18 protein-coding genes and 1 pseudogene are annotated in these 20,923 nt (G+C 60.9%); 7 read left to right on the plus strand and 12 right to left on the minus strand.

The genetic code is table 11. The annotated features are described in order from the left end of the window. Positions 1 to 281: 281 nt before the first annotated feature. The 3 genes from rocF to C7U61_RS16785 all read left to right on the plus strand — a co-directional run bounded on the left by rocF (position 282) and on the right by C7U61_RS16785 (position 3,985). On the plus strand, positions 282 to 1,217 hold the full coding sequence (rocF, locus tag C7U61_RS16775) for an arginase (RefSeq protein WP_106999510.1): 936 nt from the start codon (positions 282 to 284) through the stop codon (positions 1,215 to 1,217). A 323-nt stretch (positions 1,218 to 1,540) separates the two neighbouring features. After that, positions 1,541 to 2,017 carry a chemotaxis protein CheW gene (locus tag C7U61_RS16780; protein WP_106999223.1) on the plus strand — a complete coding sequence of 159 codons (477 nt, stop codon included), beginning with the start codon at positions 1,541 to 1,543 and terminating at the stop codon, positions 2,015 to 2,017. Positions 2,018 to 2,311: 294 nt separating this feature from the next. Further along, positions 2,312 to 3,985, plus strand: a complete 1,674-nt coding sequence (locus tag C7U61_RS16785) for a methyl-accepting chemotaxis protein (protein WP_106999224.1) — start codon at positions 2,312 to 2,314, stop codon at positions 3,983 to 3,985. A 75-nt stretch (positions 3,986 to 4,060) separates the two neighbouring features. Here the strand turns inward: C7U61_RS16785 and C7U61_RS16790 are convergent. The 9 genes and pseudogenes from C7U61_RS16790 to C7U61_RS16830 all read right to left on the minus strand — a co-directional run. Next, a pseudogene (locus tag C7U61_RS16790) lies at positions 4,061 to 4,534 on the minus strand (MFS transporter); the annotation flags it as partial. 54 nt (positions 4,535 to 4,588) lie between these two features. Then, positions 4,589 to 4,855: a formate dehydrogenase subunit delta gene (locus C7U61_RS16795; RefSeq protein ID WP_106999225.1), complete on the minus strand. Its 267-nt coding sequence runs from the start codon at positions 4,853 to 4,855 to the stop codon at positions 4,589 to 4,591. After that, entirely contained in the window at positions 4,845 to 5,672 is an 828-nt protein-coding gene (fdhD, locus tag C7U61_RS16800) for a formate dehydrogenase accessory sulfurtransferase FdhD (protein WP_106999226.1), read from the minus strand. Before fdhD ends, C7U61_RS16795 begins: the two co-directional genes overlap by 11 nt. Before the next feature lie 229 nt (positions 5,673 to 5,901). Continuing rightward, complete coding sequence (gene fdhF / locus C7U61_RS16805) at positions 5,902 to 8,781, minus strand: formate dehydrogenase subunit alpha (protein WP_106999227.1); 2,880 nt, start codon at positions 8,779 to 8,781, stop codon at positions 5,902 to 5,904. Between the two features lie 5 nt (positions 8,782 to 8,786). Next, positions 8,787 to 10,343, minus strand: a complete 1,557-nt coding sequence (locus C7U61_RS16810) for an NADH-quinone oxidoreductase subunit NuoF (protein ID WP_106999228.1) — start codon at positions 10,341 to 10,343, stop codon at positions 8,787 to 8,789. Next, on the minus strand, positions 10,340 to 10,819 hold the full coding sequence (locus tag C7U61_RS16815) for a formate dehydrogenase subunit gamma (protein ID WP_106999511.1): 480 nt from the start codon (positions 10,817 to 10,819) through the stop codon (positions 10,340 to 10,342). Before C7U61_RS16815 ends, C7U61_RS16810 begins: the two co-directional genes overlap by 4 nt. Before the next feature lie 162 nt (positions 10,820 to 10,981). Next, positions 10,982 to 11,875 carry a LysR family transcriptional regulator gene (locus tag C7U61_RS16820; RefSeq protein WP_106999229.1) on the minus strand — a complete coding sequence of 298 codons (894 nt, stop codon included), beginning with the start codon at positions 11,873 to 11,875 and terminating at the stop codon, positions 10,982 to 10,984. Between the two features lie 70 nt (positions 11,876 to 11,945). Beyond that, a complete protein-coding gene (locus C7U61_RS16825; protein ID WP_106999230.1) occupies positions 11,946 to 12,284 on the minus strand; it encodes a metalloregulator ArsR/SmtB family transcription factor in 339 nt (112 codons plus the stop codon). Between the two features lie 100 nt (positions 12,285 to 12,384). Then, on the minus strand, positions 12,385 to 13,152 hold the full coding sequence (locus C7U61_RS16830) for an SDR family NAD(P)-dependent oxidoreductase (protein ID WP_106999231.1): 768 nt from the start codon (positions 13,150 to 13,152) through the stop codon (positions 12,385 to 12,387). A gap of 98 nt (positions 13,153 to 13,250) precedes the next feature. Here C7U61_RS16830 and C7U61_RS16835 point away from each other — a divergent pair, with 98 nt between their 5' ends. Together C7U61_RS16835 and glpD are read left to right on the plus strand one after the other, a co-directional pair. Continuing rightward, positions 13,251 to 14,024 carry a DeoR/GlpR family DNA-binding transcription regulator gene (locus C7U61_RS16835; RefSeq protein WP_106999232.1) on the plus strand — a complete coding sequence of 258 codons (774 nt, stop codon included), beginning with the start codon at positions 13,251 to 13,253 and terminating at the stop codon, positions 14,022 to 14,024. A gap of 114 nt (positions 14,025 to 14,138) precedes the next feature. Continuing rightward, positions 14,139 to 15,650 carry a glycerol-3-phosphate dehydrogenase gene (gene glpD, locus C7U61_RS16840; protein WP_106999233.1) on the plus strand — a complete coding sequence of 504 codons (1,512 nt, stop codon included), beginning with the start codon at positions 14,139 to 14,141 and terminating at the stop codon, positions 15,648 to 15,650. A 9-nt stretch (positions 15,651 to 15,659) separates the two neighbouring features. Here glpD and soxR read toward each other — a convergent pair whose 3' ends face one another. Next, positions 15,660 to 16,124: a redox-sensitive transcriptional activator SoxR gene (gene soxR / locus C7U61_RS16845; RefSeq protein WP_106999234.1), complete on the minus strand. Its 465-nt coding sequence runs from the start codon at positions 16,122 to 16,124 to the stop codon at positions 15,660 to 15,662. A 74-nt stretch (positions 16,125 to 16,198) separates the two neighbouring features. Between soxR and C7U61_RS16850 the strand changes: the two genes are divergently transcribed. After that, entirely contained in the window at positions 16,199 to 16,774 is a 576-nt protein-coding gene (locus C7U61_RS16850) for an NAD(P)H-dependent oxidoreductase (RefSeq protein WP_106999235.1), read from the plus strand. Positions 16,775 to 16,945: 171 nt separating this feature from the next. Then, entirely contained in the window at positions 16,946 to 18,157 is a 1,212-nt protein-coding gene (locus C7U61_RS16855) for an acyltransferase (RefSeq protein WP_106999236.1), read from the plus strand. A gap of 123 nt (positions 18,158 to 18,280) precedes the next feature. On the opposite strand, the gene C7U61_RS16860 is transcribed toward C7U61_RS16855, so the two are convergent. After that, positions 18,281 to 19,402 carry a mandelate racemase/muconate lactonizing enzyme family protein gene (locus tag C7U61_RS16860; RefSeq protein WP_106999237.1) on the minus strand — a complete coding sequence of 374 codons (1,122 nt, stop codon included), beginning with the start codon at positions 19,400 to 19,402 and terminating at the stop codon, positions 18,281 to 18,283. A gap of 21 nt (positions 19,403 to 19,423) precedes the next feature. Then, positions 19,424 to 20,923 (minus strand): aldehyde dehydrogenase, encoded by a 1,500-nt coding sequence (locus tag C7U61_RS16865; protein ID WP_106999238.1) that lies wholly within the window; start codon positions 20,921 to 20,923, stop codon positions 19,424 to 19,426.

Below are 20,923 nucleotides of genomic sequence, written 5' to 3' on the forward strand. Positions count from 1 at the left end.
AAACGAGAGCGCGCATTATTGCGCAGCGCGTGCCCGCACGGAGATTCGCTGTTAGAGGACGATCATTTTGCGCAATGGGACTGATCAATTTGTCGAAAGACGGTCGATTCTGGACAATTTTCCATCTTTTTGCTGTCATCCAGACAATTGATAATGCCGGCCAATATAATCGGACCGGTCAGCCCTTCATGGCGCGATCTGATCTATGTCGTTGTTTTTACCCCGTTCCGAAAACCGCTGCTGGCTTTTCCGGAATCGCTCTAACCCTCGGAGCAATGCCGATGAATACGCAATCCACTCCCGTTACCCTGATCGGCGTTCCCCTGGAAGAAGGTTCCGGCCGCCGCGGCGCCGGCATGGGTCCGACGGCGCTCCGCATCGCCGGCATCGAAACGACATTGATCGAGCTTGGCCATCGCGTCACCGACAGCGGCGACTTGCGTCCTGTTCCGGCAGCGGACCTTCCGGAGCATCCGAAGGCCCACAATCTGAAGATCGTCGGCGCTTTCACCCGCGCGTTGGAAGCAAAGGTCTATGATGTCGCATCGTCCGGAGGCTTCCCGCTGATCCTTGGCGGCGACCATAGCCTCTCCATGGGCAGCGTCTCCGGCATGGCCCGCCACGCAGCCGAGGTCGGCCGTCCGCTCTTCGTGCTCTGGCTGGACGCTCACTCCGACTTCAATTCACCCGCCACCTCGCCGTCGGGCAATATTCATGGCATGCCCGTCGCATTCTTCTGCGGCGAAGCCGAGATCGAAAGTGTTCTGCCTGCCGGACGGCCGCTGGTCGATCCGACGAAGGTCTTCCAGGTTGGCATCCGCTCCGTCGATCCGCGCGAGCGCGAGGAAATCCGCGAACACGGCGTCAACGTCTTCGATATGCGTTCCCTCGACGAGCAAGGCGTCGCCGCCATCATGCGCAAGGTGCTCGATGCCGTCAGCGCCGCCAACGGTTTGCTGCATGTGAGCTTCGATGTCGATTTCCTCGATCCGGATATTGCCCCGGGCGTCGGAACGACAGTGCCGGGCGGCGCCACCTATCGCGAAGCGCATCTCATCATGGAAATGCTCTCCGACAGCAATCTCGTCTCCTCCCTCGATCTCGTCGAGCTCAACCCCTTCCTCGACGACCGCGGCAAGAGCGCCCGTGTTCTCGTGGAAATGGCTGCAAGTCTCTTCGGCCGGCGCATCTTCGACCGCCCGACACGAGCCGCTTGAGGCCGTCTATTCTTCCCTCGAGGCCACCCTCGTCCAGGCTCAGGATGAGGGTGGAGAGGGCGCGGTCCTTGATACGGCTTGCCCCTTTTTTTCGGCAGCGCTCGAAAGACCTGCCCTCATGGTGAGGAAGCCCAAAGGGCCCTCTCGAACCGCAAGGGGCGGGTGGCCGGCCTCTCTCTGCAACCTCCGTACTTCCAGCATCCTGCCCTACCAGCCTGTCCAGTCGAAACCGCTTGTATAGATTTATGTTTGAGCAATCTTCTTGCTCTATCGTGGCATGAACACGCCGGATTCGGCGTCATGGTTCAATGGGAAGAGCGTTCATGGCCACGATCAATTCCACCAGCTTCAGCGGCGAGACTCTGGAGATCATTGCCTTCCGGCTGCATGATCAGGAATTCTGCGTCAAGACCACCACGATCCGCGAAATCCGCGGCTGGGCACCGTCAACGCCGATCCCGCATGCGCCGGCCGATGTCATCGGCGTCATGAACCTGCGCGGCTCCGTGATCCCGATCATCGATCTTGCCTACAAGCTCGGCATGCAGAGCACGGTCGCCAACGAGCGCAGTGCCATTGTCGTCGCCGAAGTGCACAGCATGGTCATCGGCATGCTGGTTGATCGCGTCTCCGATATCCTGACGATCGCCTCCAGCCAGGTACAGCCGGTTCCGGAAGTGACCGCCTCCTTCGACCGCGCCTATTGCGAGGGCATCATTGCCACGGAGAATGGAATGATCTGCTTCCTGAACCTCGCCAAGATGTTCAAGGAAAACGAAACGGACGAACTCGCCGCTTAACTTCACCGTATAGTCTTTTACGAAACCGCCGCGCTCTCGCGGCGGTTTTTTATTACCTCATAATTTTAGTTAGTTATGTTTTATTTGAATATAATTTCTAACTAACTAATTTTTACTCGAAATTAATGCAGACAACTCCATCATCGATTGTGAAGCGAGGAAACAAAATACAATCTTTGCATTCCGACCATCCCTTGCGGAACGCCGTTTTCGGCGTGCCGACGAGCACGGCCGCCCGCTTCGATGCCATTAATCGACGCCCGACACACGTGAGCTTTCTCAGAGGGAATAGGAATGTTCAGTTTATCATCGGATGCCAGCCGCATTCTTTCCGCAATATCTAAATCACAGGCCATCATTGAATTCGATATTCAAGGTAAAGTACTGACTGCAAATGAGAGTTTCTGCCGCACGCTGGGCTACGAGCTGAAGGAAATCGTCGGCAATCATCACCGGATGTTCTGCGATCCCGCCTATGTGACAACCCCTGCCTATCATGATTTCTGGGCGCGTCTCGGCCGCGGCGAATATGACGCTGGCACCTACAAGCGTTTTGCCAAGGGCAATCGCGAAATCTGGATAGAGGCCTCCTACAATCCCGTCTTCCGCAACGGAAAACCGGTAAAGGTCGTAAAATTCGCCACCGACGTCACCGAGGCCAAGAAGAAGACGATCGACGATGCCGGCAAGCTTGAAGCACTCTCGCGCTCGCAGGCCGTCATCGAATTCCTGCCGACCGGCGAAATCCTGACCGCGAACGAGAACTTCTGCAGCGCGATGGGCTATGCGCTCAGCGAGATCGTCGGCAAGCATCACAGTATTTTCTGCGATCCGGCCTATGCCCGCACCGAGGAATACAAGCGTTTCTGGCAGCGCCTGGCGCAGGGCGAGTTCATCGCCAACGAATTCGTCCGCTACGGCAAGGGCGGCAAGGAAATCTGGATTCAGGCGGCCTATAACCCTATCGTCGATGCCGACGGCAAGGTCTACAAGGTCGTGAAATTCGCGACCGATGTCACCTCCCGCATGAGCGCCATCAGCGAACTTGCCGGCGCACTCCGCAGACTGTCGGAAGGCGACCTGACGAAGACGCTCGAGCGGTCCTTCGTGCCCTCCATGGAACAGCTTCGCCGCGATTTCAATGCGACCATCCAGAAGCTTTCCGTGACGCTGACCACAGTGGGCCACAATGCCAGCGCCATTGCTGCCGGCTCGCGCGAGCTTGGCAATTCAGCCGGGGCCTTTTCAAAGCGTACCGAGCAGCAGGCCGCCTCGGTGGAAGAGACGGCCGCGGCCCTGGAAGAAATCACCACGACCGTCGCCGATTCCAGCCAGCGTGCGGAAGAAGCAGGGCGTCTCGTTGCCGAAACCAAACGCGGCGCCGAAGAATCCGGCACGGTGGTCCGCAACGCCGTCGCCGCCATGGACCAGATCGAGAAATCCTCGCGTGAGATTACCAACATCATCGGCGTCATCGACGATATAGCTTTCCAAACCAACCTGCTGGCGCTGAATGCCGGTGTCGAGGCCGCACGAGCCGGCGAGGCAGGCAAGGGCTTCGCCGTCGTGGCGCAGGAGGTACGCGAGCTTGCTCAGCGCTCGGCCAGTGCCGCCAAGGAAATCAAGGCGCTGATCACGACATCGAGCGAGCATGTCAGGAACGGTGTCGGTCTTGTCGGCCAGACGGGCAAGGCGCTGGAACAGATCGTCACCCAGGTTGGCGATATCAACACCAACGTCGCTGCCATCGTAAAGGCGTCGAAGGAACAGACGATCGGCCTTAGGGAGATCAACTCGGCGATCAACTCGCTGGATCAGACCACTCAGCAGAATGCCGCGATGGTCGAAGAGAGCACCGCCGCAAGCCTCAGGCTCGCCAATGAGGCGGATGCGCTGCACACGCTGCTGGCGCAATTCCGCCTGGCCGATTCGATGATCCGCGATATGGTAATGCGGCGCGCCGCCTGATCTCCCTCGCAATGAACCTTCAGCACGAGGCCGTCTCGGATAGTCGAAGCGGCTTCGTGGTCTTGCGGAAGTCGTTTAGCCGAACAGAGCGTAAGTGCTCTTGATCGTCACCCAGACACCCCAGAGGAGCGGAATGCCGACGAGCGCCCAGGCAATCAGCGCCCTGCCATCGAAACCGCCCGTGTCGATGCCGAAAGAGCCGGTGGGACCCGCATTGGCAGCAGCGGTTTTTGCCTGCAGCACGGCGACCTCCTCGTCCGACATGAACCACTTGTCAGAGAGCGGCTTGACCGGCGAATTGGCAATCAAGCCCAGAGCCAGCATGACCGCGAGAATATACATGGTGAAGGTGTAGAGCTGCGCACCTTCTACGCCAGCTGCCTTCTGCGCCTCACGGATGTAATTGACGCCGACAGGCCCGATGATCCCGGCCGTCGCCCAGGCCGTCAGCAGCCGGCCGTGGATCGCGCCGACGAACTGCGTGCCGAATATATCGGCGAGATAGGCGGGAACCGTGGCAAAGCCGCCGCCATACATCGACAGGATGATGCAAAGCGCGCCGACACAATACCGCCCATCCCAATGCATCACCCCGTGACGATATTAAGCCGGCTTGATTTCGTCGGCCGGCGCCGGCCTGTGGATCAGCGAGGCCGCTTCCAAGACCAAAGGGCTCAACCCGCTATCTCCGTGATCGATGATTGCGAAAAGCTGGCGGCGCATGCGTGGCTCCCAGAATTTGTTGATATGGGTGGCAACGCCCTGCACCGCTTCGTTTGCCGGCTGCGTCTTGAAGAAGGTGGCGATCTGGTTCGCCATGTAGATAAGCTTGGTTTCGGTCTTGCCGTGCGGCGTTTCCTCAGGCGACATCGGCGATGCTCCCCGTGATAATGCGATGCGGATGAGTGAAAATCTCGAAGTCGTCGCCGCGCACCAGCGCCACCAGCGTCATGCCGGCCTCCTCGGCCGTGCGGATGGCAAGCGCCGTCGGCGCGGAGATGGCAACAAGGACAGCACTACCCAGGATAGCCGCCTTCTGCACCATTTCGACGGACAGGCGGCTGGTGACGGCAACCACACCTTCCGCACCCTTATGGCCGGAACGGACGACCGCGCCGCAGAGCTTGTCGAGCGCATTGTGCCTGCCGACATCCTCGCGCACGGCAAGCAGCCCCCCGGACGGAATATAGAAACCTGCACCGTGAACGGCATGAGTCTCGCGATGCAGCGGCTGCGCATCGTTGAGCAGCGCGATCGCGCGGACAATGTCCTTTTGCGTCAGTTTTAAAGCGACCTGTGAGACATCCGGTACCTTGCGCACCGCCTGCTCGATCGATTCGATGCCGCAGAGGCCGCAGCCGACGGGACCCGCCATATGGCGGCGGCGCAGCCGCAAGGCATCTGCCGCATGGTCGACGAGCGTGATCTGCACGTCGATCCCCTGCTCGTCCTCGATCGGTTCGACGGCGGCTATCTGAGCGATGTCGGTAATGATGCCTTCGGTGAGACTGAAGCCGACGGCAAAATCCTTGATATCGGCGGGTGTGCCCATCATGACCGCATGCGAGGTGCCGCCATAGGAAAAGGCGATCGGCACTTCCTCGGGAACGATACGGGAGCCGGACCGCACCAAGCCGTTGCGGCGGGCGGTTTCGGGGATAGTGGTGGTGGCTGTGAATCTGGTCATTGGCGGGTGGGGCGGAAAGTACCCCCCTCTGTCGCTGTCGCGACATCTCCCCCAGAAGGAGGGAGATCGTTGGGAGTTTGACGCTCTTTATCCGTCAAACAATAAGCTGCAATCTTTGCAAATACAGCATCTGCTTGTGCCGCGCGCATCCCGCGACCTGCCAATCTCTCCCCTTGTGGGGGAGATGTCACCAAGTGACAGAGGGGGGTATTCCTCCGCATCCTCAAATTCACTCCGCAGCCTCCATTTTCCCGGCAATACGCCGCGACTGCCGAGCCTGCTCATCATACTCGACCTGCCACTGCGACGGACCGTTCGATGGCGAAACCTGCACCGCGGTCACCTTGTATTCCGGGCAGTTCGTCGCCCAGTCGGTGTAATCGGTGGTGATGACGTTCGCCTGCGTATCCGGATGATGGAAGGTCGTATAGACGACACCGGGGGCGACGCGATCGGTAATCAGCGCTCGAAGCGTCGTGTCGCCGGAGCGGCTGCTGAGCCGGATCCAGTCGCCATCGCGAATGCCGCGCTGCTCGGCGTCATGCGGATGGATTTCCAGCCGATCCTCGGCGTGCCAGACGACATTCTCGGTGCGCCGCGTCTGAGCGCCGACATTGTACTGGCTGAGAATGCGCCCGGTCGTCAGCAGCAGCGGAAAACGCGGGCCGGTGCGCTCGTCGGTCGGAACATATTCCGTGCGGATGAACTTGCCCTTGCCGCGCACGAAGCCGTCGACATGCATGATCGGCGAGCCGAGCGGCAACTTTTCGTTGCAGGGCCACTGCACCGAGCCCATCTTTTCCAGATAGTCGTAGGAGACCAGCGCGAAGGTCGGCGTCGTCGCCGCAATCTCGTCCATGATCTCGGAAGGATGGGTGTAGTTCCAACCCAAGCCCATGGCCTGCGCCATCTTCTGCGTCACCTCCCAGTCGGCATAGCCGTTGCGTGGGGTCATGACCTTGCGCACGCGATTGATGCGGCGCTCGGCATTGGTAAAGGTGCCGTCCTTTTCGAGGAAGGTCGAGCCAGGCAGGAAGACATGCGCGTAGTTGGCTGTTTCGTTCAGGAAGAGATCGTGGACGACGACGCATTCCATCGCGGCAAGGCCGGCCGCGACATGCTTGGTATCCGGATCGGACTGGAGGATATCCTCGCCCTGGATGTAGATGCCCTTGAACGTGCCGTCGACGGCCGCATCGAGCATGTTCGTGATGCGCAGGCCGGGCTCGTTATTGAGCTTCACGCCCCACAACTTTTCGAAGACTTCGCGCGTTGCGTCGTCCGAGATGTGGCGATAGCCGGTCAGCTCGTGCGGGAAGGAACCCATGTCGCAGGAGCCCTGCACATTGTTCTGACCGCGCAGCGGATTCACGCCGACACCCGGACGGCCGATATTGCCCGTCGCCATGGCAAGGTTGGCGATCGCCATGACCGTCGTCGAGCCCTGGCTGTGTTCGGTGACGCCGAGGCCGTAATAGATCGCGCCATTGCCGCCCTTGGCGTAGAGGCGCGCGGCCCCGCGCACGAGATCGGCTGGAACGCCGGTGTATTTTTCCGTTTCTTCGGGGCTGTGCTGCAGCTCGGCCACGAAGGCTGCCCAATCCTCGAACTCCGACCAGTCGCAGCGCTCGCGGATGAACGTCTCGTCGAACAGGCCTTCGGTAACGATGACATGTGCCAGCGCCGTCAGCATGGCGACATTGGTGCCCGGCTTCAGCGGCAGGTGATAGCTCGCCTCGACATGCGGCGTGCGCACCAGATCGATGCGGCGGGGATCGATGACGATGAGCTTGGCCCCCTGGCGCAGCCGCTTCTTCAGACGCGAGCCGAAGACCGGATGGCCGTCGGTCGGGTTGGCGCCGATGACGACGACCACGTCGGAATGCTCGACGCTGTCGAAATTCTGCGTGCCGGCCGACGTGCCGAAGGTCTGGCCAAGTCCGTAGCCTGTGGGAGAGTGGCAGACGCGGGCGCAGGTATCGACATTGTTGTTGCCGAAGCCGGCGCGCACCAGCTTCTGCACCAGATAGGTTTCCTCATTGGTGCAGCGCGAAGAGGTGATGCCGCCGATGGAATCGCGACCATACTGATATTGCAGCCGCTTGAACTCGGTAGCGATATGAGCAAAGGCCTCGTCCCAGCTCACTTCGCGCCAAGGATCGGTCACCTTCTCGCGCACCATGGGGTTGAGGATGCGGTCCTTGTGGGTCGAATAGCCATAGGCGAAGCGGCCCTTGACGCAGGAATGACCGCGATTGGCCTGGCCGTCCTTCCAAGGCACCATGCGCACCAGCTCCTCTCCGCGCATTTCCGCCTTGAAGGAGCAGCCGACGCCGCAATAGGCGCAGGTGGTGACGACGGAATGCTCCGGCTGGCCGATCGATATGACAGATTTTTCGGTCAGCGTCGCCGTCGGGCAGGCCTGCACGCAGGCGCCGCAGGAAACGCACTCGCTGTCGATGAAACTCTCATGCATGCCGGGCGAGACGCGCGAGCCGAAGCCGCGACCCTCGATGGTCAGCGCAAAGGTGCCCTGCACTTCCTCGCAGGCCCGCACGCAGCGCGAACAGACGATGCATTTCGAAGGATCATAGGTGAAATAGGGATTGGACTCGTCCTTCGGCATCCATTTCAGATTGATGTCGCCGTTGTTGCGGGCCTTGACGTGATTGTCGCCCTCGTAGCCGTAGCGCACATCGCGCAGGCCGACGGCACCAGCCATATCCTGCAGCTCGCAATCGCCATTGGCGGCACAGGTCAGACAGTCGAGCGGATGGTCGGAAATATAGAGCTCCATCACGCCGCGGCGGATATCCTTCAGACGGCCCGTCTGCGTGTGGACGACGAGGCCTGATGCGACAGGCGTCGTGCACGAAGCCGGCGTGCCGTTGCGGCCTTCGATCTCGACGAGACAGAGGCGGCAGGAGCCGAAGGCATCGACCATGTCCGTAGCGCAGAGCTTCGGCACCTGAATGCCGGCTTCCATCGACGCGCGCATGATCGACGTGCCTTCTGGCACCGTGATCTGGCGGCCGTCGATGGTCAGCGTCACCATGGTTTCGGACTGGGAGGCCGGCGTGCCGTAGTCGATTTCTGGAACGAGGGACATGGATCTTACTCCGCCGCTGCAATCAAGGGTGCCGGAGAGAAATCCTCCGGGAAATGGGTCATCGCGCTCATGACGGGATAGGGCGTGAAGCCGCCGAGGGCGCAGAGCGAACCGAATTTCATCGTGTTACAGAGATCGGCAAGCAATTCCCTGTTCTTCTCGGGCTCAATCCCTTGCGCGATCTTGTCGGCCGTCTCGACGCCGCGTGTCGAACCGATACGGCAGGGTGTACACTTGCCGCAGCTTTCGACCGCACAGAATTCCATCGCAAACCGCGCCTGCTTCAGCATGTCGGCGGTATCGTCGAAAACAACGATGCCGGCATGGCCGATCAGGCCATCCTCGGCCGCGAAGGCTTCATAGTCGAACGGCGTGTCGAACAGAGCGCGAGGGAAATAGGCGCCGAGCGGCCCACCCACCTGCACCGCCTTGACCGGCCGCCCGGACGCCGTGCCGCCGCCGATCCTGTCGACGATATCGCCGAGCGAAAGGCCGAAGGCCGTCTCGTAGAGGCCAGCGTGCTTGACGTTGCCGGCGATCTGCAATGGGATCGTGCCGCGCGAACGACCCATGCCGAAATCGCGGTAGAAGACCGCCCCCCTGTCCATGATGACGGGAACGGAGGCGAGCGAAATCACGTTGTTGATGACGGTCGGACAGCCAAACAGCCCCTTGTGTGCCGGCAGCGGCGGCTTGGCGCGCACCACGCCGCGCTTGCCTTCGAGGCTGTTCAGCAGCGCTGTTTCCTCGCCGCAGACATAGGCGCCGGCGCCGGTGCGGATTTCCATATCGAAAGTCTTGCCGGAACCGAGCACCGACGTGCCAAGAATGCCGGCCTTGCGGGCGATTTCGACTGCCTCGGTCATCGCCGCGATCGCATGCGGATATTCCGAGCGCGTATAGACGAAGCCCTTCGTCGCCCCCGTCGCCAAGCCGGCTATCACCATGCCCTCGATCAGCACGAAGGGGTCACCCTCCATGATCATCCGGTCGGCAAAGGTGCCGCTATCGCCCTCGTCGGCGTTGCAGACGATATATTTGCGGTCATCAGGCGCATCGAGCACCGTCTTCCACTTGATACCGGTCGGGAAGCCGGCACCACCGCGACCGCGCAGGCCGGAATCGGTCACTTCCTTGACGATATCGCCAGCCGCCATGTCGATGGCGCGGCGCAGCCCCTTCAGGCCGCCATGGGCCTCATAATCCTGCAGCGAAAGCGGATCGGTGACGCCGCAGCGGGCGAAGGTCAGGCGTGTCTGTTCTTTCAGGAATGGGAGGTTTTCGACCTCCCCAAGACAGAGCGGATGCTCGCTGCCTTCGGCAAGCCCTGCGTCAAAGAGCGCCGCTACATCCTTTGCCTTCACTGGCCCATAACCGATGCGCTTGCTGCCGAGCTCGACTTCAACCAAGGGCTCGAGCCAGAACATGCCGCGCGAGCCGTTGCGCACGATGCGCGCATCCAGGCCGCGTTTGGCCACTTCCTGCGCGACCGATTTTGCCACCTTCTCCGCACCGAGCGAAAGGGCGGCGGCATCGCGGGGGATATAGATGGTCACCGTCATTGGCGCGCCTCCTTCACGAGGTCTTCGGCGCTTTCATCGTCGAGCCGGCCATGCAACTCGCCATCCAGCATTGCGGCCGGAGCACAGGCACAGAGCCCCAGACAGTAGACCGGCTCCAGTGTGACGCTGCCGTCGAGCGTTGTCTGATGGAAATCGATACCCAAGAGCCGCTTGACGCGCTCCGCAACCGCATCGCCGCCCATCGACTGACAGGCTTCGGCGCGACAGAGCTTCAGAATGTGGCGGCCTGCGGAGTGATCGCGATAATCATGATAGAAGGTCATGACACCGTGCACTTCGGCGCGTGAAAGGTTGAGTGCCCTAGCAATCAGCGGCAGCGCATCCTGCGGCACATAGCCGAATTCCTCTTGAATCCCGTGCAGGATCGGCAAAAGCGGCCCCTCCATCGATTTCATGCTATCGATGATGGCTCCGGCGCGGATTGCGATATCATCCGCGGCCTGATTCAAACTCATTAGCAGCCTCCCGCGCATAGCTCCGAAGATCGAAGGCGAATCTTCGGAAAAGACCATGCGGCATTTCCTTCTGGCGCGCGATCGACACGCCACAAGGATAAGCTCGCAGGGAGACGGCAAAGGATCAATAAGGCAGTCTCGTCGCTCGATAGAAATTTTCTATCAATTCCCATTCTCTTCCGCGAGCAATCTCGCCTCGTGCAACAAGGCGGAGACGAGTGGCGTAAAGGGTTCGCGGTGGGTGGCGACCAGACCGACAAGATGCTCCGCATCAGGCTCCGTGATCGGGATCTTGTGAATATCCGCCGGAAAACCGAAGGAATCAGCGATGTTCTTTGGCATGATGCTCGCCCAGCGGCCGGTCTGCACATGCGAAAACAGCACGATCATCGAATTGGATTCCAGCGTCGGCTTGGCCGTAGCACCTGCCTCGGCAAGATGCCGATTGATGATGCGACGGTTCTGCATATCGGCAGTCAATAGACAAAGCCGAAGATCGCCGACCTCCTTCCAGGTGACGGTCTTGCGCTCGGAAAACGGGCTGCCCGCCGCCGTGATCAGATGGTAACGCTCCGCATAGAGCGGCACGCTGGTGACGCGGCCGAGCGGCTCGTTTTCCAGATAGGTGATGCCGGCATCGATCTCGAGATTTTCGAGCAGGCTCAGAACCTGCAGCGAATTGCGCGATAAAATGGAGAAGGTGACGTCGGGGTGTCTTTCCTGGAAAGGCGTGGTGATTTTCTGCACCATGGCGAGTGCCGTCGGAATGGCGGCAATGCGGATATGGCCGGCAAGCCCCTTGCGCGCCGCGCGCATCTCTTCGCGCATGGTTCGGCTGTCGCCGACGATGCGGCGCGCCCATTCCAACACACGCTGCCCCTCGGGCGTCAGCCCCTGAAAGCGCGAACCGCGGCTGACAAGCATTACGCCGAGCTGATCCTCCAGCTGGCGGATGGCCGCAGACAGGGTCGGCTGCGTCACGCCGCATTCCTCGGCCGCGCGGCCGAAATGCTTCTGATTCGCCAGCGCGATGAAGAATTCCAGCTTGTCGATCATCCCGCTCTCCCGAAGCGAAAGAGTTAGACCCGTCGCCTGACGAACGCAACATGCAAGGCAGCCTCAGGCATCAGCGATCGATCTGACGGAAAGCCTCTTGCAGCGAATCGACCACGGCGCAGATTTCCGACCGCGCGACGGCATAGTGGATGAGACGCCCTTCCCGGCGCGTATCGACGAGCTTATCCAGGCGAAGGCGCGCCAAATGCTGAGATACCACGGCCTGCGGCAGATCAAGAAGAGCCTCGAGTTCCATCACCGTTTTCTCGTGCTTGGCAAGCATGAAGAGAATTGCCAGACGGGTTTCATGCGACAATGCTTTCAGCAGGGCGCTCGCCTTTCGCGCCCTGTCGGTCATTTCCTCAACATCACGTTCCGCTTCACCGTCTTGCGGTAGAGACGACGACATATGGCAGCCTCTAGTAAGAATCCCCCGGGGATGTTTATAATATTATCAAATCAGAAGCTGATTCAAAAAAGACGCGGAAACCCAAAAAAGGTCCGCTTTATTAGCAGATAAGCTGCCCACCATTGATCTCGATCACCTGTCCGGTGATATAGCCGGAAAGCAGGGGCGCCGCGAGAAAGAGATAGGCGGGCGCGCAATCTTCGGGGGCGCCCAGGCGCTGAAGCGGGATCGATTTGCGCGTCTGCTCCAACTTCTCTCTCGATGAATAACGCTCATGAAAATCGGTCGCTATCGTGCCGGGCGAGACGCAGTTCACCCGGATTCCGTCAGGCGCCAGCTCCCGCGCCAACGCCTTCGAATAGGCCGCGACAAAGGCCTTCGAGGCGGAATAGATCGCCGATCCCGGGCTACCGCCGGTGAGCGCCGAAATCGAGACGGTGTTGACGATCGCCGCCTGCCCGGCAGCCCGCAGCAGCGGCAACAGCCCTCTCGTCACCTCCATGACGGAAGTCTGATTGAGATGAACGATCTGCTCGTATTGTTCGTCGGTCAGCTCGCCGGCCGCAAACCGGCCGACCATGGTGCCGGCATTGTTGACCAGCACGTCGATGCGGTCGAAACGCTCCCCCGCGGCGTTGACGAAATCGCGCGTACCCCAGGCCGCGAAATCGCCAGCCACGAGGAAGGCTCGCCGCTCGGCCTCCGCCTCCATCAGAAAATCGGGCAACTGGCGACCGGCGTCACGGCCGATATGGACGAGGACGCGGGCGCCGCAATCGAGAAACTGCCGCGCAACCTCCAGCCCGATACCGCGGCCGGCGCCGGTGACCACGACATTGCGATTTTCGAATAGCTTCGGATGAAACACGAGACCCTCCCCACATCACACAATTCGCGCGCCGGTAATTGCGGAATTTTCACTTTATCATATGATGACAAAAAAACGAAAGAAAGGGAGCGAAAACCATGTTCCTATCCGGACGTCAGACCGAGATTCTCGACATCGCCAAGGCGGAAGGGCGAGTATTGGTGGAGGAACTGGCGTTACGCTTCTCGGTCACGCCGCAAACCATCCGCAAGGACCTGAACGATCTTTGCGACGGCCGCGTGCTGTCGCGCGTGCATGGTGGCGCGATCTTTCCCGGCGGAACCGAGAACGTGAAATATGAGGCGAGACGTTCCATCGCCGCATCCGAAAAACAGGCGATCGGCCGCGCCGCGGCAAGCCTGATCCCCAATAACAGCTCGCTTTTCATCAATATCGGCACGACGACGGAAGCGGTCGGCGAGGCACTTCTTGGCCACCACGAACTGATGGTTATTACCAATAATATCAACGTTGCCAATAAGTTGCGCATTTTCCCCTCCATCGAGGTCGTCATCTCCGGCGGTGTCGTGCGCGGTTCGGATGGCGGCATCGTCGGCGAGGCGGCCGTCGATTTCATCAAGCAGTTCAAGGTGGACTATGCCGTCATCGGCGCCTCCGCGATCGATCCTGACGGCGCACTTCTGGATTTCGACTTTCGCGAAGTGAAAGTCGCGCAGGCGATCATCGCCAATGCACGGCACGTCATCCTCGTCGCCGATAGTACCAAGTTCGAACGAACCGCCCCGGTTCGCATCGGTCATCTCTCCCAGGTTCATACCTTCGTCACAGACGAATGCAGCATCGAATCCGTGCGTTCCATCGCGATGGAGCATGACGTGCATCTTGTTGAAACCTCTCGCAGATCGGCCTGATCGGCGCACTTTCCCTCAAGAAACGTTCGTTTGACATTCGTATCTGTTTCGTTTTAGATGGATTAGTTTCGATTTTCCATCTTCAAGGGATGGCTGGCCTTTGCGGAGGGGCGGGTGAGCGAGCAGGTCTACGATATTTTCGTTATCGGCGGCGGCATCAATGGCTGCGGCATCGCCCGTGACGCCGCGGGGCGCGGCTACAAGGTCGCGCTTGCCGAGATGAACGACTTCGCCTCCGGCACGTCGTCCGGCGCGACCAAACTCATCCACGGCGGGCTGCGCTATCTCGAACATTACGAATTCCGCCTCGTGCGCGAATCCCTCATGGAACGCGAAGTGCTCTGGGCGATGGCGCCGCACATCATCTGGCCGATGCGCTTCGTCCTGCCTTACCACAAGGGCGGCATACGCCCGGCTTGGCTGATCCGCCTCGGCCTTTTCCTCTACGACCACCTCGGCGGACGAAAGCTGCTGCCCCCGACAACGACGCTGGACATGAAGAAGGATCCGGCGGGCAAGCCGCTGAAGGCGCTCTTCACCAAGGCTTTCGAATATTCCGACGGCTGGGTCGACGATGCCCGCATGGTGGTGCTGAACGCACGCGATGCGGCCGACCGCGGTGCGACGATCATGCCGAGGACGAAGGTGATCTCCGCCCGCTGCGAAGGCGCTGTCTGGGTGATCGAAACGGAAAATGCGATCAGCGGCGAGAAGCGCCAGTTTCACGCGCGCATGCTGGTCAATGCCGCAGGCCCGTGGGTCGATCATGTGCTATGCGATGCCTTCGGCAAGAACGAGGTGCACAATGTCCGTCTCGTTCAGGGCAGTCATATCGTCGTGCGCAAGAAGTTCGACGACCCGCGCGCCTATTTCTTCCAGAACCCGGACAACCGCATCATCTTTGCCATTCCCTACGAGCAGGATTTCACGCTGATCGGCACCACGGATCGCGACTACAAGGACGATCCGAAGGATGTGAAGATCACCGAGGGGGAAACCACCTATCTCTGCAACGCCGCCAGCGAATATTTCAAGGAGCCGGTCCGGCGCGAGGACATCGTCTGGACCTATTCGGCCGTACGCCCGCTCTATGACGATGGCGCATCGAAAGCGCAGGAAGCCACACGCGATTACGTGCTGAAGGTCGAAGGCGAAGAGGGCCAGCCGCCGCTGCTCAACGTCTTCGGCGGCAAGCTCACCACCTATCGCCGCCTGGGCGAACATGCGCTGGAAAAGATCGGCGAAGCCATCGGCCTGAAGGGCACGCCCTGGACTGCCGGCAGCTCGCTGCCCGGCGGCGACTTTCCGGTTCGCGGCTATGAGGCCGAAGTCACCAGGCTCAAGTCGCGCTATCCCTTTCTCACCGATCCGCATGCCCGGCGCCTCATCCGCCGCTACGGGACGCGCGCTGCCGTGATCCTTGGCGACGCAAAGACGATCGCCGACCTCGGCCGTTGTTTCGGAAGCGATCTCTATGAGGCGGAAGTGCGGTATCTGATGGAGCAGGAGTGGGCCTATAGCGTCGCAGACATCCTCTGGCGCCGCTCCAAGAAGGGCCTTTATCTTTCGAAGGAAGAGGCCGCAGCTCTCGACAGCTATATGGCAGAGAGCCACGTCCACGCCTGAGCGGCCGATTCACTCTCCGGGATCGAGCAGCCGCGGGCCGACGCCTTCTTCGGCAAGCGCGTCCCACGGATTGCGTAAAGGGCAGCTATCGAGCGAAAGACAGCCGCAGCCGATGCAGCTGTCCAGCTGATCGCGAAGTCCCTCCAGGCGCCTAATGCGGGCGTCCAGATCGTCCTTCCATAGCTCCGAAAGCGCCTTCCAGTCGGATGCCGTCGGTGTGCGCCCCTGCGGCAGCGATTGAAGAGCCGCCTGAACCTCGGCAAGCGGAATACCGACCCGTTGAGCCACCTTGATAACGGAAACTCGCCGCAGCACTTCCCGGGGGTAGCGCCGCTGATTGCCGCGGCTGCGATGGCTCTCGATCAAGCCTTTCGCCTCATAAAAATGCAGCGCCGACACAGCCACGCCGCTGCGCGCCGCCACCTCGCCGACCGTCAGCAGCTTCGAGAATTGAGCCGGGTCGATTTTTCCCATTTTTCGCTATTGACCTTAACTTTACTTGAGGTTTTATAACCCTGGCTCCGAACCGCGTAAAGCAGGAGCAAGACATGACAGAAAGAACCCGGCTGGCGATCATCTACGGCAGCACGCGTCCGGGGCGGCTGTGCGACCGGGTGGTCAACTGGGTCGCCCGCGAACTGGCGCATTATCCGTCTATCGATATCGACCTGATCGATCCCCTCGAATTCGATCTGCCTTTTGAGCACAATCGCGAGCATCCCGGCGTCGCTGCTCTCTCAGAGCGGCTTTCGGATGCCGATGCCTTCATCGTGGTGACCCCCGAATACAATCACAGCTTCACCGCCTCGCTGAAATTCGTGCTCGACCTCGTCTACGAGCCCTGGCATGGCAAGCCTGTCGCCTTCGTCTCCTATGGCGGCATCTCCGGCGGCCTGCGCGCTGTCGAGCAGTTGCGGCTCGTCTTTGCCGAACTGCATACGGTCACTGTGCGCGATACGGTGAGCTTTGCCAATCCCTGGGGCAGATTTGCCGAGGATGGCACGCTGGAAAATCCGCTCGACGCCAGAAAATCGCTTGTCCTCATGATCGCGCGGCTGACGTGGTGGAGCAGTGCCTTGAAGCCGGCTCGCACGACACGCCCCTACCGCTCGGTTGCTGCCTGATCCCTATCCCCAACACAGGAATCCGATCCCCGTTTCTGGCAGGTGCGGGAGATCGGTTCGACGCCCGGACTGGCACCAATAGGTCCGGGCGTCCTGTCTCTGAGGATCACGCTTGCCGAAACGGTCGCAATGACCTAACGCAATGGAGGGAGATCTCGGGCGGATAGGAAAATGGAGAACGCCAAGCGGCTGGGAGGAGCGGATTTCATGCGCGCCGTCGCATGTCTGATGGTGCTTGTTCATCATCTCGTGCTCCGAATGAATTTCAACAAGATCCCGCCGGATCTGGACATGACCTTCATAGTGGCACGCTTCGGCAACCATGGCGTCTCGGTCTTCTTCGTCCTCAGCGGCTTCCTGCTCGCACGTCCCTTCTGGCTGGCGCTGGATAGAGCCCAACCGCTGCCTTCGCTGAAGATCTACGCCATGCGCCGCGCCGCACGCATCCTGCCGGGTTTCTGGTTTGCCCTGACGGTCGGCTTCGTTATCAGCTTCGCCATCTACGGCTTTCCGCTGGATGCAGAACTGGTCGGCCGCTACGTCGCCGGTTTCTTTCTGATGAGCCAGTGGCATTGGCGCACCTTTTTCCCGGTGCAGGGCGATGGGCCGCTATGGTCGATCCCCTTCGAGACCGCCTGCTATGTTCTCCTGCCGGTCGGCTTCCTGCTGTTGTTTCATCCGAAGCTGAGATCGCGCTCCGTGGTCGTCAGCCGCCTGCTCTGGATCGGCATCATCGCGGTCTCGCTGCTCGTTCACTGGCTCGTGGTCACCTATCTGCCGACCGACACTGTCGGGCGAGGATGGCAATATGGCTTCCAGGGCGGCGCCAAGGAATGGATGCCGCGCTACAATCCGATCGGCTTCTTCGCGATATTCGCGATCGGCGCGCTGGCGGCTGGCATCCAGACCATCCTACCGCCCCGGCGCTCGGCGATTTATGACATTGTCGGCGCGCTCGCGATCGTCATGGGCGCCTGGCAGCTGCCGCAGTCGATCGGCGGCGCGGCGGAAGGCTATGCCTGGCTCGGCATTCCCTATCAATTTCCGCTGCTGCCCCTTGCTGTCGCGGTCGCCCTTTGCATGCTTCCCCAATCGCTATTGCTGGCAAAGCTGCTCGACAATCCCGTGAGCCGTTATGTCGCCACCGTCTCCTTCGGCGTCTACATCTGGCAGGATATCGTGCTGACCTTGATGCCGCAGCTCTTTCCCTCGTCTTTCGGAGCGGGTTCGGACGATGTGCTGGGCGGCTGGGTAATCTCAAGCCTGATCGCAACCGCCATCATTTTCGCCATCGGCACGCTGAGCTATGTGCTGCTCGAACGCCCCGTCATTCAGTGGGCGCGGACTCGTGAAAACAAAGTCATGCGACCCGCCACTGCGTAGTACGAGGTTAGGGTCATGGGGGCACATCGGCGCCGCACACCCCCTTCTCCCCTCGGGGAGAAGGACTTGCGGTGCCTAGGCACCTCACATGCCACGGCCTTGCTGCCTAATTCTGCAGCGCCTTTAAATACGCGTCGCCCTCAGCCGCTCCTCGTCGAGAACGACGCCAAGCCCCGGCGCAACGCCAAGATTCAGCCAGCCGGCCTCATGCTTGAGCGGCGACGCCATCGGGTAATCGCGGCGAGCTTCGCTCCATTCCGGATTGTCGTAGGGATATTCGAGCCAGGCGGCGTCGGCGACACCAGCGGTCAGATGCGCATTGGCGAGAACCCCGATGCCGTTCGTCCAGGAGTGCGGCGTGAACTGTACGCCCGCCTCGCGCGCCTGATAGGCGAGACGCCGACAACCGGTGATACCGCCGACGAGCGCGACATCGGGCTGAATGACATCAAAGGCACGCTCCTCGATGATATCGCGGAATTCATAGAGTTCACGCGTCATCTCGCCGCCGACGATCCGCACCGATGTTGCCTGCTTCAATTCCTTCATGCCCTTACGATCCGAGCGATGAAGCGGCTCTTCCATCCAGTAGACGCCGAGCCGCTCCAACTCCCTGGCGACGGCAAGCGCATCCTTGAAGGTCCAGGGCAGGGTCGTATCCCAGGGCATGCGCCAACCCTGATTGCAATCGACCATCAGCTCCAGCCGGTCGCCGACACGGGCGCGGATCGCTTCCAGCGCCTTGACGTCCTCGCGCCAGCCGCCACGGCCGCCTGAAGACGAGGAGAAGCGCACCTTCATGGCCGGAAAGCCTTCGCCGATATAGCGCTCGGCCTGATCGGCCATGGCCGCAGGCTCCCGCAGCACGCCGGAGGAGGCATAGAGCCGCACGCGGCTGGCGCGGCCGCCGAGCATCCGCCAGACCGGCTCGCCCGTGATCTTGCCGGAAAGGTCCCACAGCGCAAGGTCCATCGGCCAGCAGCGGCCATAATGGAAATTGATATGCGACAGGATTTCATAGTGCCGTTCGACGTGCCGCGGGTCCTGTCCGATGAACAGATCCTCATGCCCCTCGAAACCCTTCATCAGGTCGCCGGAGCCGATGCCCTCGCGGCCCTCGTCATCCCTGACGCGCACGATGGTCGCATCGAAATGCCGGCGCGGGCGGCCATCCCAGCTCGCCTTGAATGCCGGATCGAGCGGCAGGCGGTGATGGGTGATCTCGATGGAAACGATCTTGCTCATGGTCGTGCCTCCCCGCAAGCCTCAGCCGAACTGCTGCCAAATGGTCTTGTAGTCGCAATATTTGTCGATTGCGTGCACCGAGCGGTCGCGGCCGAAGCCGGACTGCTTGAACCCGCCGAAGGGCGTCGCAAAGTTCGACATGTCATAGGTGTTGATCCACACCGTACCCGCATGGATCTCTTCGGAAAAGCGGTGGGCACGATCCATGTTCTTGGTAAAGACCGCGCCGGCCAGCCCATAGATCGTGTCGTTTGCGATCTTCAGCGCCTCCTCCTCGGTATCGAAAGGAATGGCGGCAAGCACAGGGCCAAAGATTTCCTGCCGCGCTAGGCTCATGTCGTTGGTCATGTCGACGAAGACGCCCGGCGACACATAATAGCCGCCGGTTTCGCTCAAGACTCGCTCGGCGCCGAAGGCACGACGCGCACCTTCCTTCTCGCCGGCCGCGATCATCGCCAACACCTTGTTCATATGCTCTTCCTCGATCAGCGCACCGATCTGCGCCGTAGGGTCGAGCGGATGTTTGAGGGCGATATCGGAGCGCGTGACAGCCTCGATCTTTTCAATGAGCTTCTCCTGCACCGATCGCTGTACGATGAGGCGCGTCGAGGCATGGCAGGTTTCGCCGGAATTATAGAAGCAGCCCCAGGCGGCAGCGACGGCAGCCGCATCGAGATCGGCATCCTCGAACACGACGAGCGGCGACTTGCCGCCGAGCTCCAGCGCCACGCGCTTGACGTTCGATTGCGCCGCATAGCCCATGATCAGCTTGCCGACCTCGGTCGAGCCGGTAAACGCGATCATGTCGACATCCATGTGCAGCGCCAGCGGCTTGCCGGTCTCCTCGCCATATCCCGTCACCACGTTGAAGACGCCGGCCGGCAAGTCGGCCTCGACTGCGAGCTCGGCAAGGCGGATCGCCGAAAGTGAGGATTGTTCGGCCGGCTTCAGCACCACGGAATTGCCGGCCGCGATCGCCGGCCCGAGCTTCCAGGCATCGATGATCATCGGATAGTTCCAGGGCGTGATCGCCCCGACGACGCCGAGCGGTACTTTACGGACCAATGCGCGGGCATTCGGGCCGGTCGGCGCGATCTCGTCATACATCTTGTCGATCATTTCGCCATAGAACTGGATGCCATCGGCACAAAGGCGCACATCGACACCGAGCGAAGCCATGACCGGCTTGCCGACATCGATCGTCTCGAGCATCGCCAGCTCATCGCCGTGAGCGCGGATGAGATCGGCCCATTTCAGCATGATCTTCTTCTTTTCCAGCGGCTCCTTCTTGCGCCAGATGCCGCTCTCGAAGGCGGCGCGAGCGGAAGCGACGGCAGCGTCTATATCCGCCGCATTGCCGCGCGCGAGCTCAGCGCCGGGCTTGCCATCCATCGGGCGGACGCGGATGAAGGTCTTGCCCGAGGCCGCGGCGCGATGGGCACCGTTTATGAAATGACGCCCTTCCGGCTTGAGGCCGGAAAGAACACTTTCCCAATAGTCGCGCGTGTAGTTCTTGGTCAT

This window comes from Rhizobium sp. JAB6 (assembly GCF_003024605.1).
Taxonomy (GTDB): domain Bacteria; phylum Pseudomonadota; class Alphaproteobacteria; order Rhizobiales; family Rhizobiaceae; genus Rhizobium.

Coding starts and splice junctions, on each gene's coding strand:
- C7U61_RS16815 (WP_106999511.1), bottom strand. CDS start 10,819: ATGAGTTTGAATCAGGCCGCGGATGATATCGCAATCCGCGCCGGAGCC.
- C7U61_RS16780 (WP_106999223.1), top strand. CDS start 1,541: ATGGCCACGATCAATTCCACCAGCTTCAGCGGCGAGACTCTGGAGATC.
- C7U61_RS16850 (WP_106999235.1), top strand. CDS start 16,199: ATGACAGAAAGAACCCGGCTGGCGATCATCTACGGCAGCACGCGTCCG.
- rocF (WP_106999510.1), top strand. CDS start 282: ATGAATACGCAATCCACTCCCGTTACCCTGATCGGCGTTCCCCTGGAA.
- C7U61_RS16810 (WP_106999228.1), bottom strand. CDS start 10,343: ATGACGGTGACCATCTATATCCCCCGCGATGCCGCCGCCCTTTCGCTC.
- fdhD (WP_106999226.1), bottom strand. CDS start 5,672: ATGACCAGATTCACAGCCACCACCACTATCCCCGAAACCGCCCGCCGC.
- C7U61_RS16795 (WP_106999225.1), bottom strand. CDS start 4,855: ATGTCGCCTGAGGAAACGCCGCACGGCAAGACCGAAACCAAGCTTATC.
- C7U61_RS16855 (WP_106999236.1), top strand. CDS start 16,946: ATGGAGAACGCCAAGCGGCTGGGAGGAGCGGATTTCATGCGCGCCGTC.
- C7U61_RS16785 (WP_106999224.1), top strand. CDS start 2,312: ATGTTCAGTTTATCATCGGATGCCAGCCGCATTCTTTCCGCAATATCT.
- fdhF (WP_106999227.1), bottom strand. CDS start 8,781: ATGTCCCTCGTTCCAGAAATCGACTACGGCACGCCGGCCTCCCAGTCC.
- C7U61_RS16820 (WP_106999229.1), bottom strand. CDS start 11,875: ATGATCGACAAGCTGGAATTCTTCATCGCGCTGGCGAATCAGAAGCAT.
- C7U61_RS16860 (WP_106999237.1), bottom strand. CDS start 19,402: ATGAGCAAGATCGTTTCCATCGAGATCACCCATCACCGCCTGCCGCTC.
- soxR (WP_106999234.1), bottom strand. CDS start 16,124: ATGGGAAAAATCGACCCGGCTCAATTCTCGAAGCTGCTGACGGTCGGC.
- C7U61_RS16835 (WP_106999232.1), top strand. CDS start 13,251: ATGTTCCTATCCGGACGTCAGACCGAGATTCTCGACATCGCCAAGGCG.
- C7U61_RS16865 (WP_106999238.1), bottom strand. CDS start 20,923: ATGACCAAGAACTACACGCGCGACTATTGGGAAAGTGTTCTTTCCGGC.
- C7U61_RS16825 (WP_106999230.1), bottom strand. CDS start 12,284: ATGTCGTCGTCTCTACCGCAAGACGGTGAAGCGGAACGTGATGTTGAG.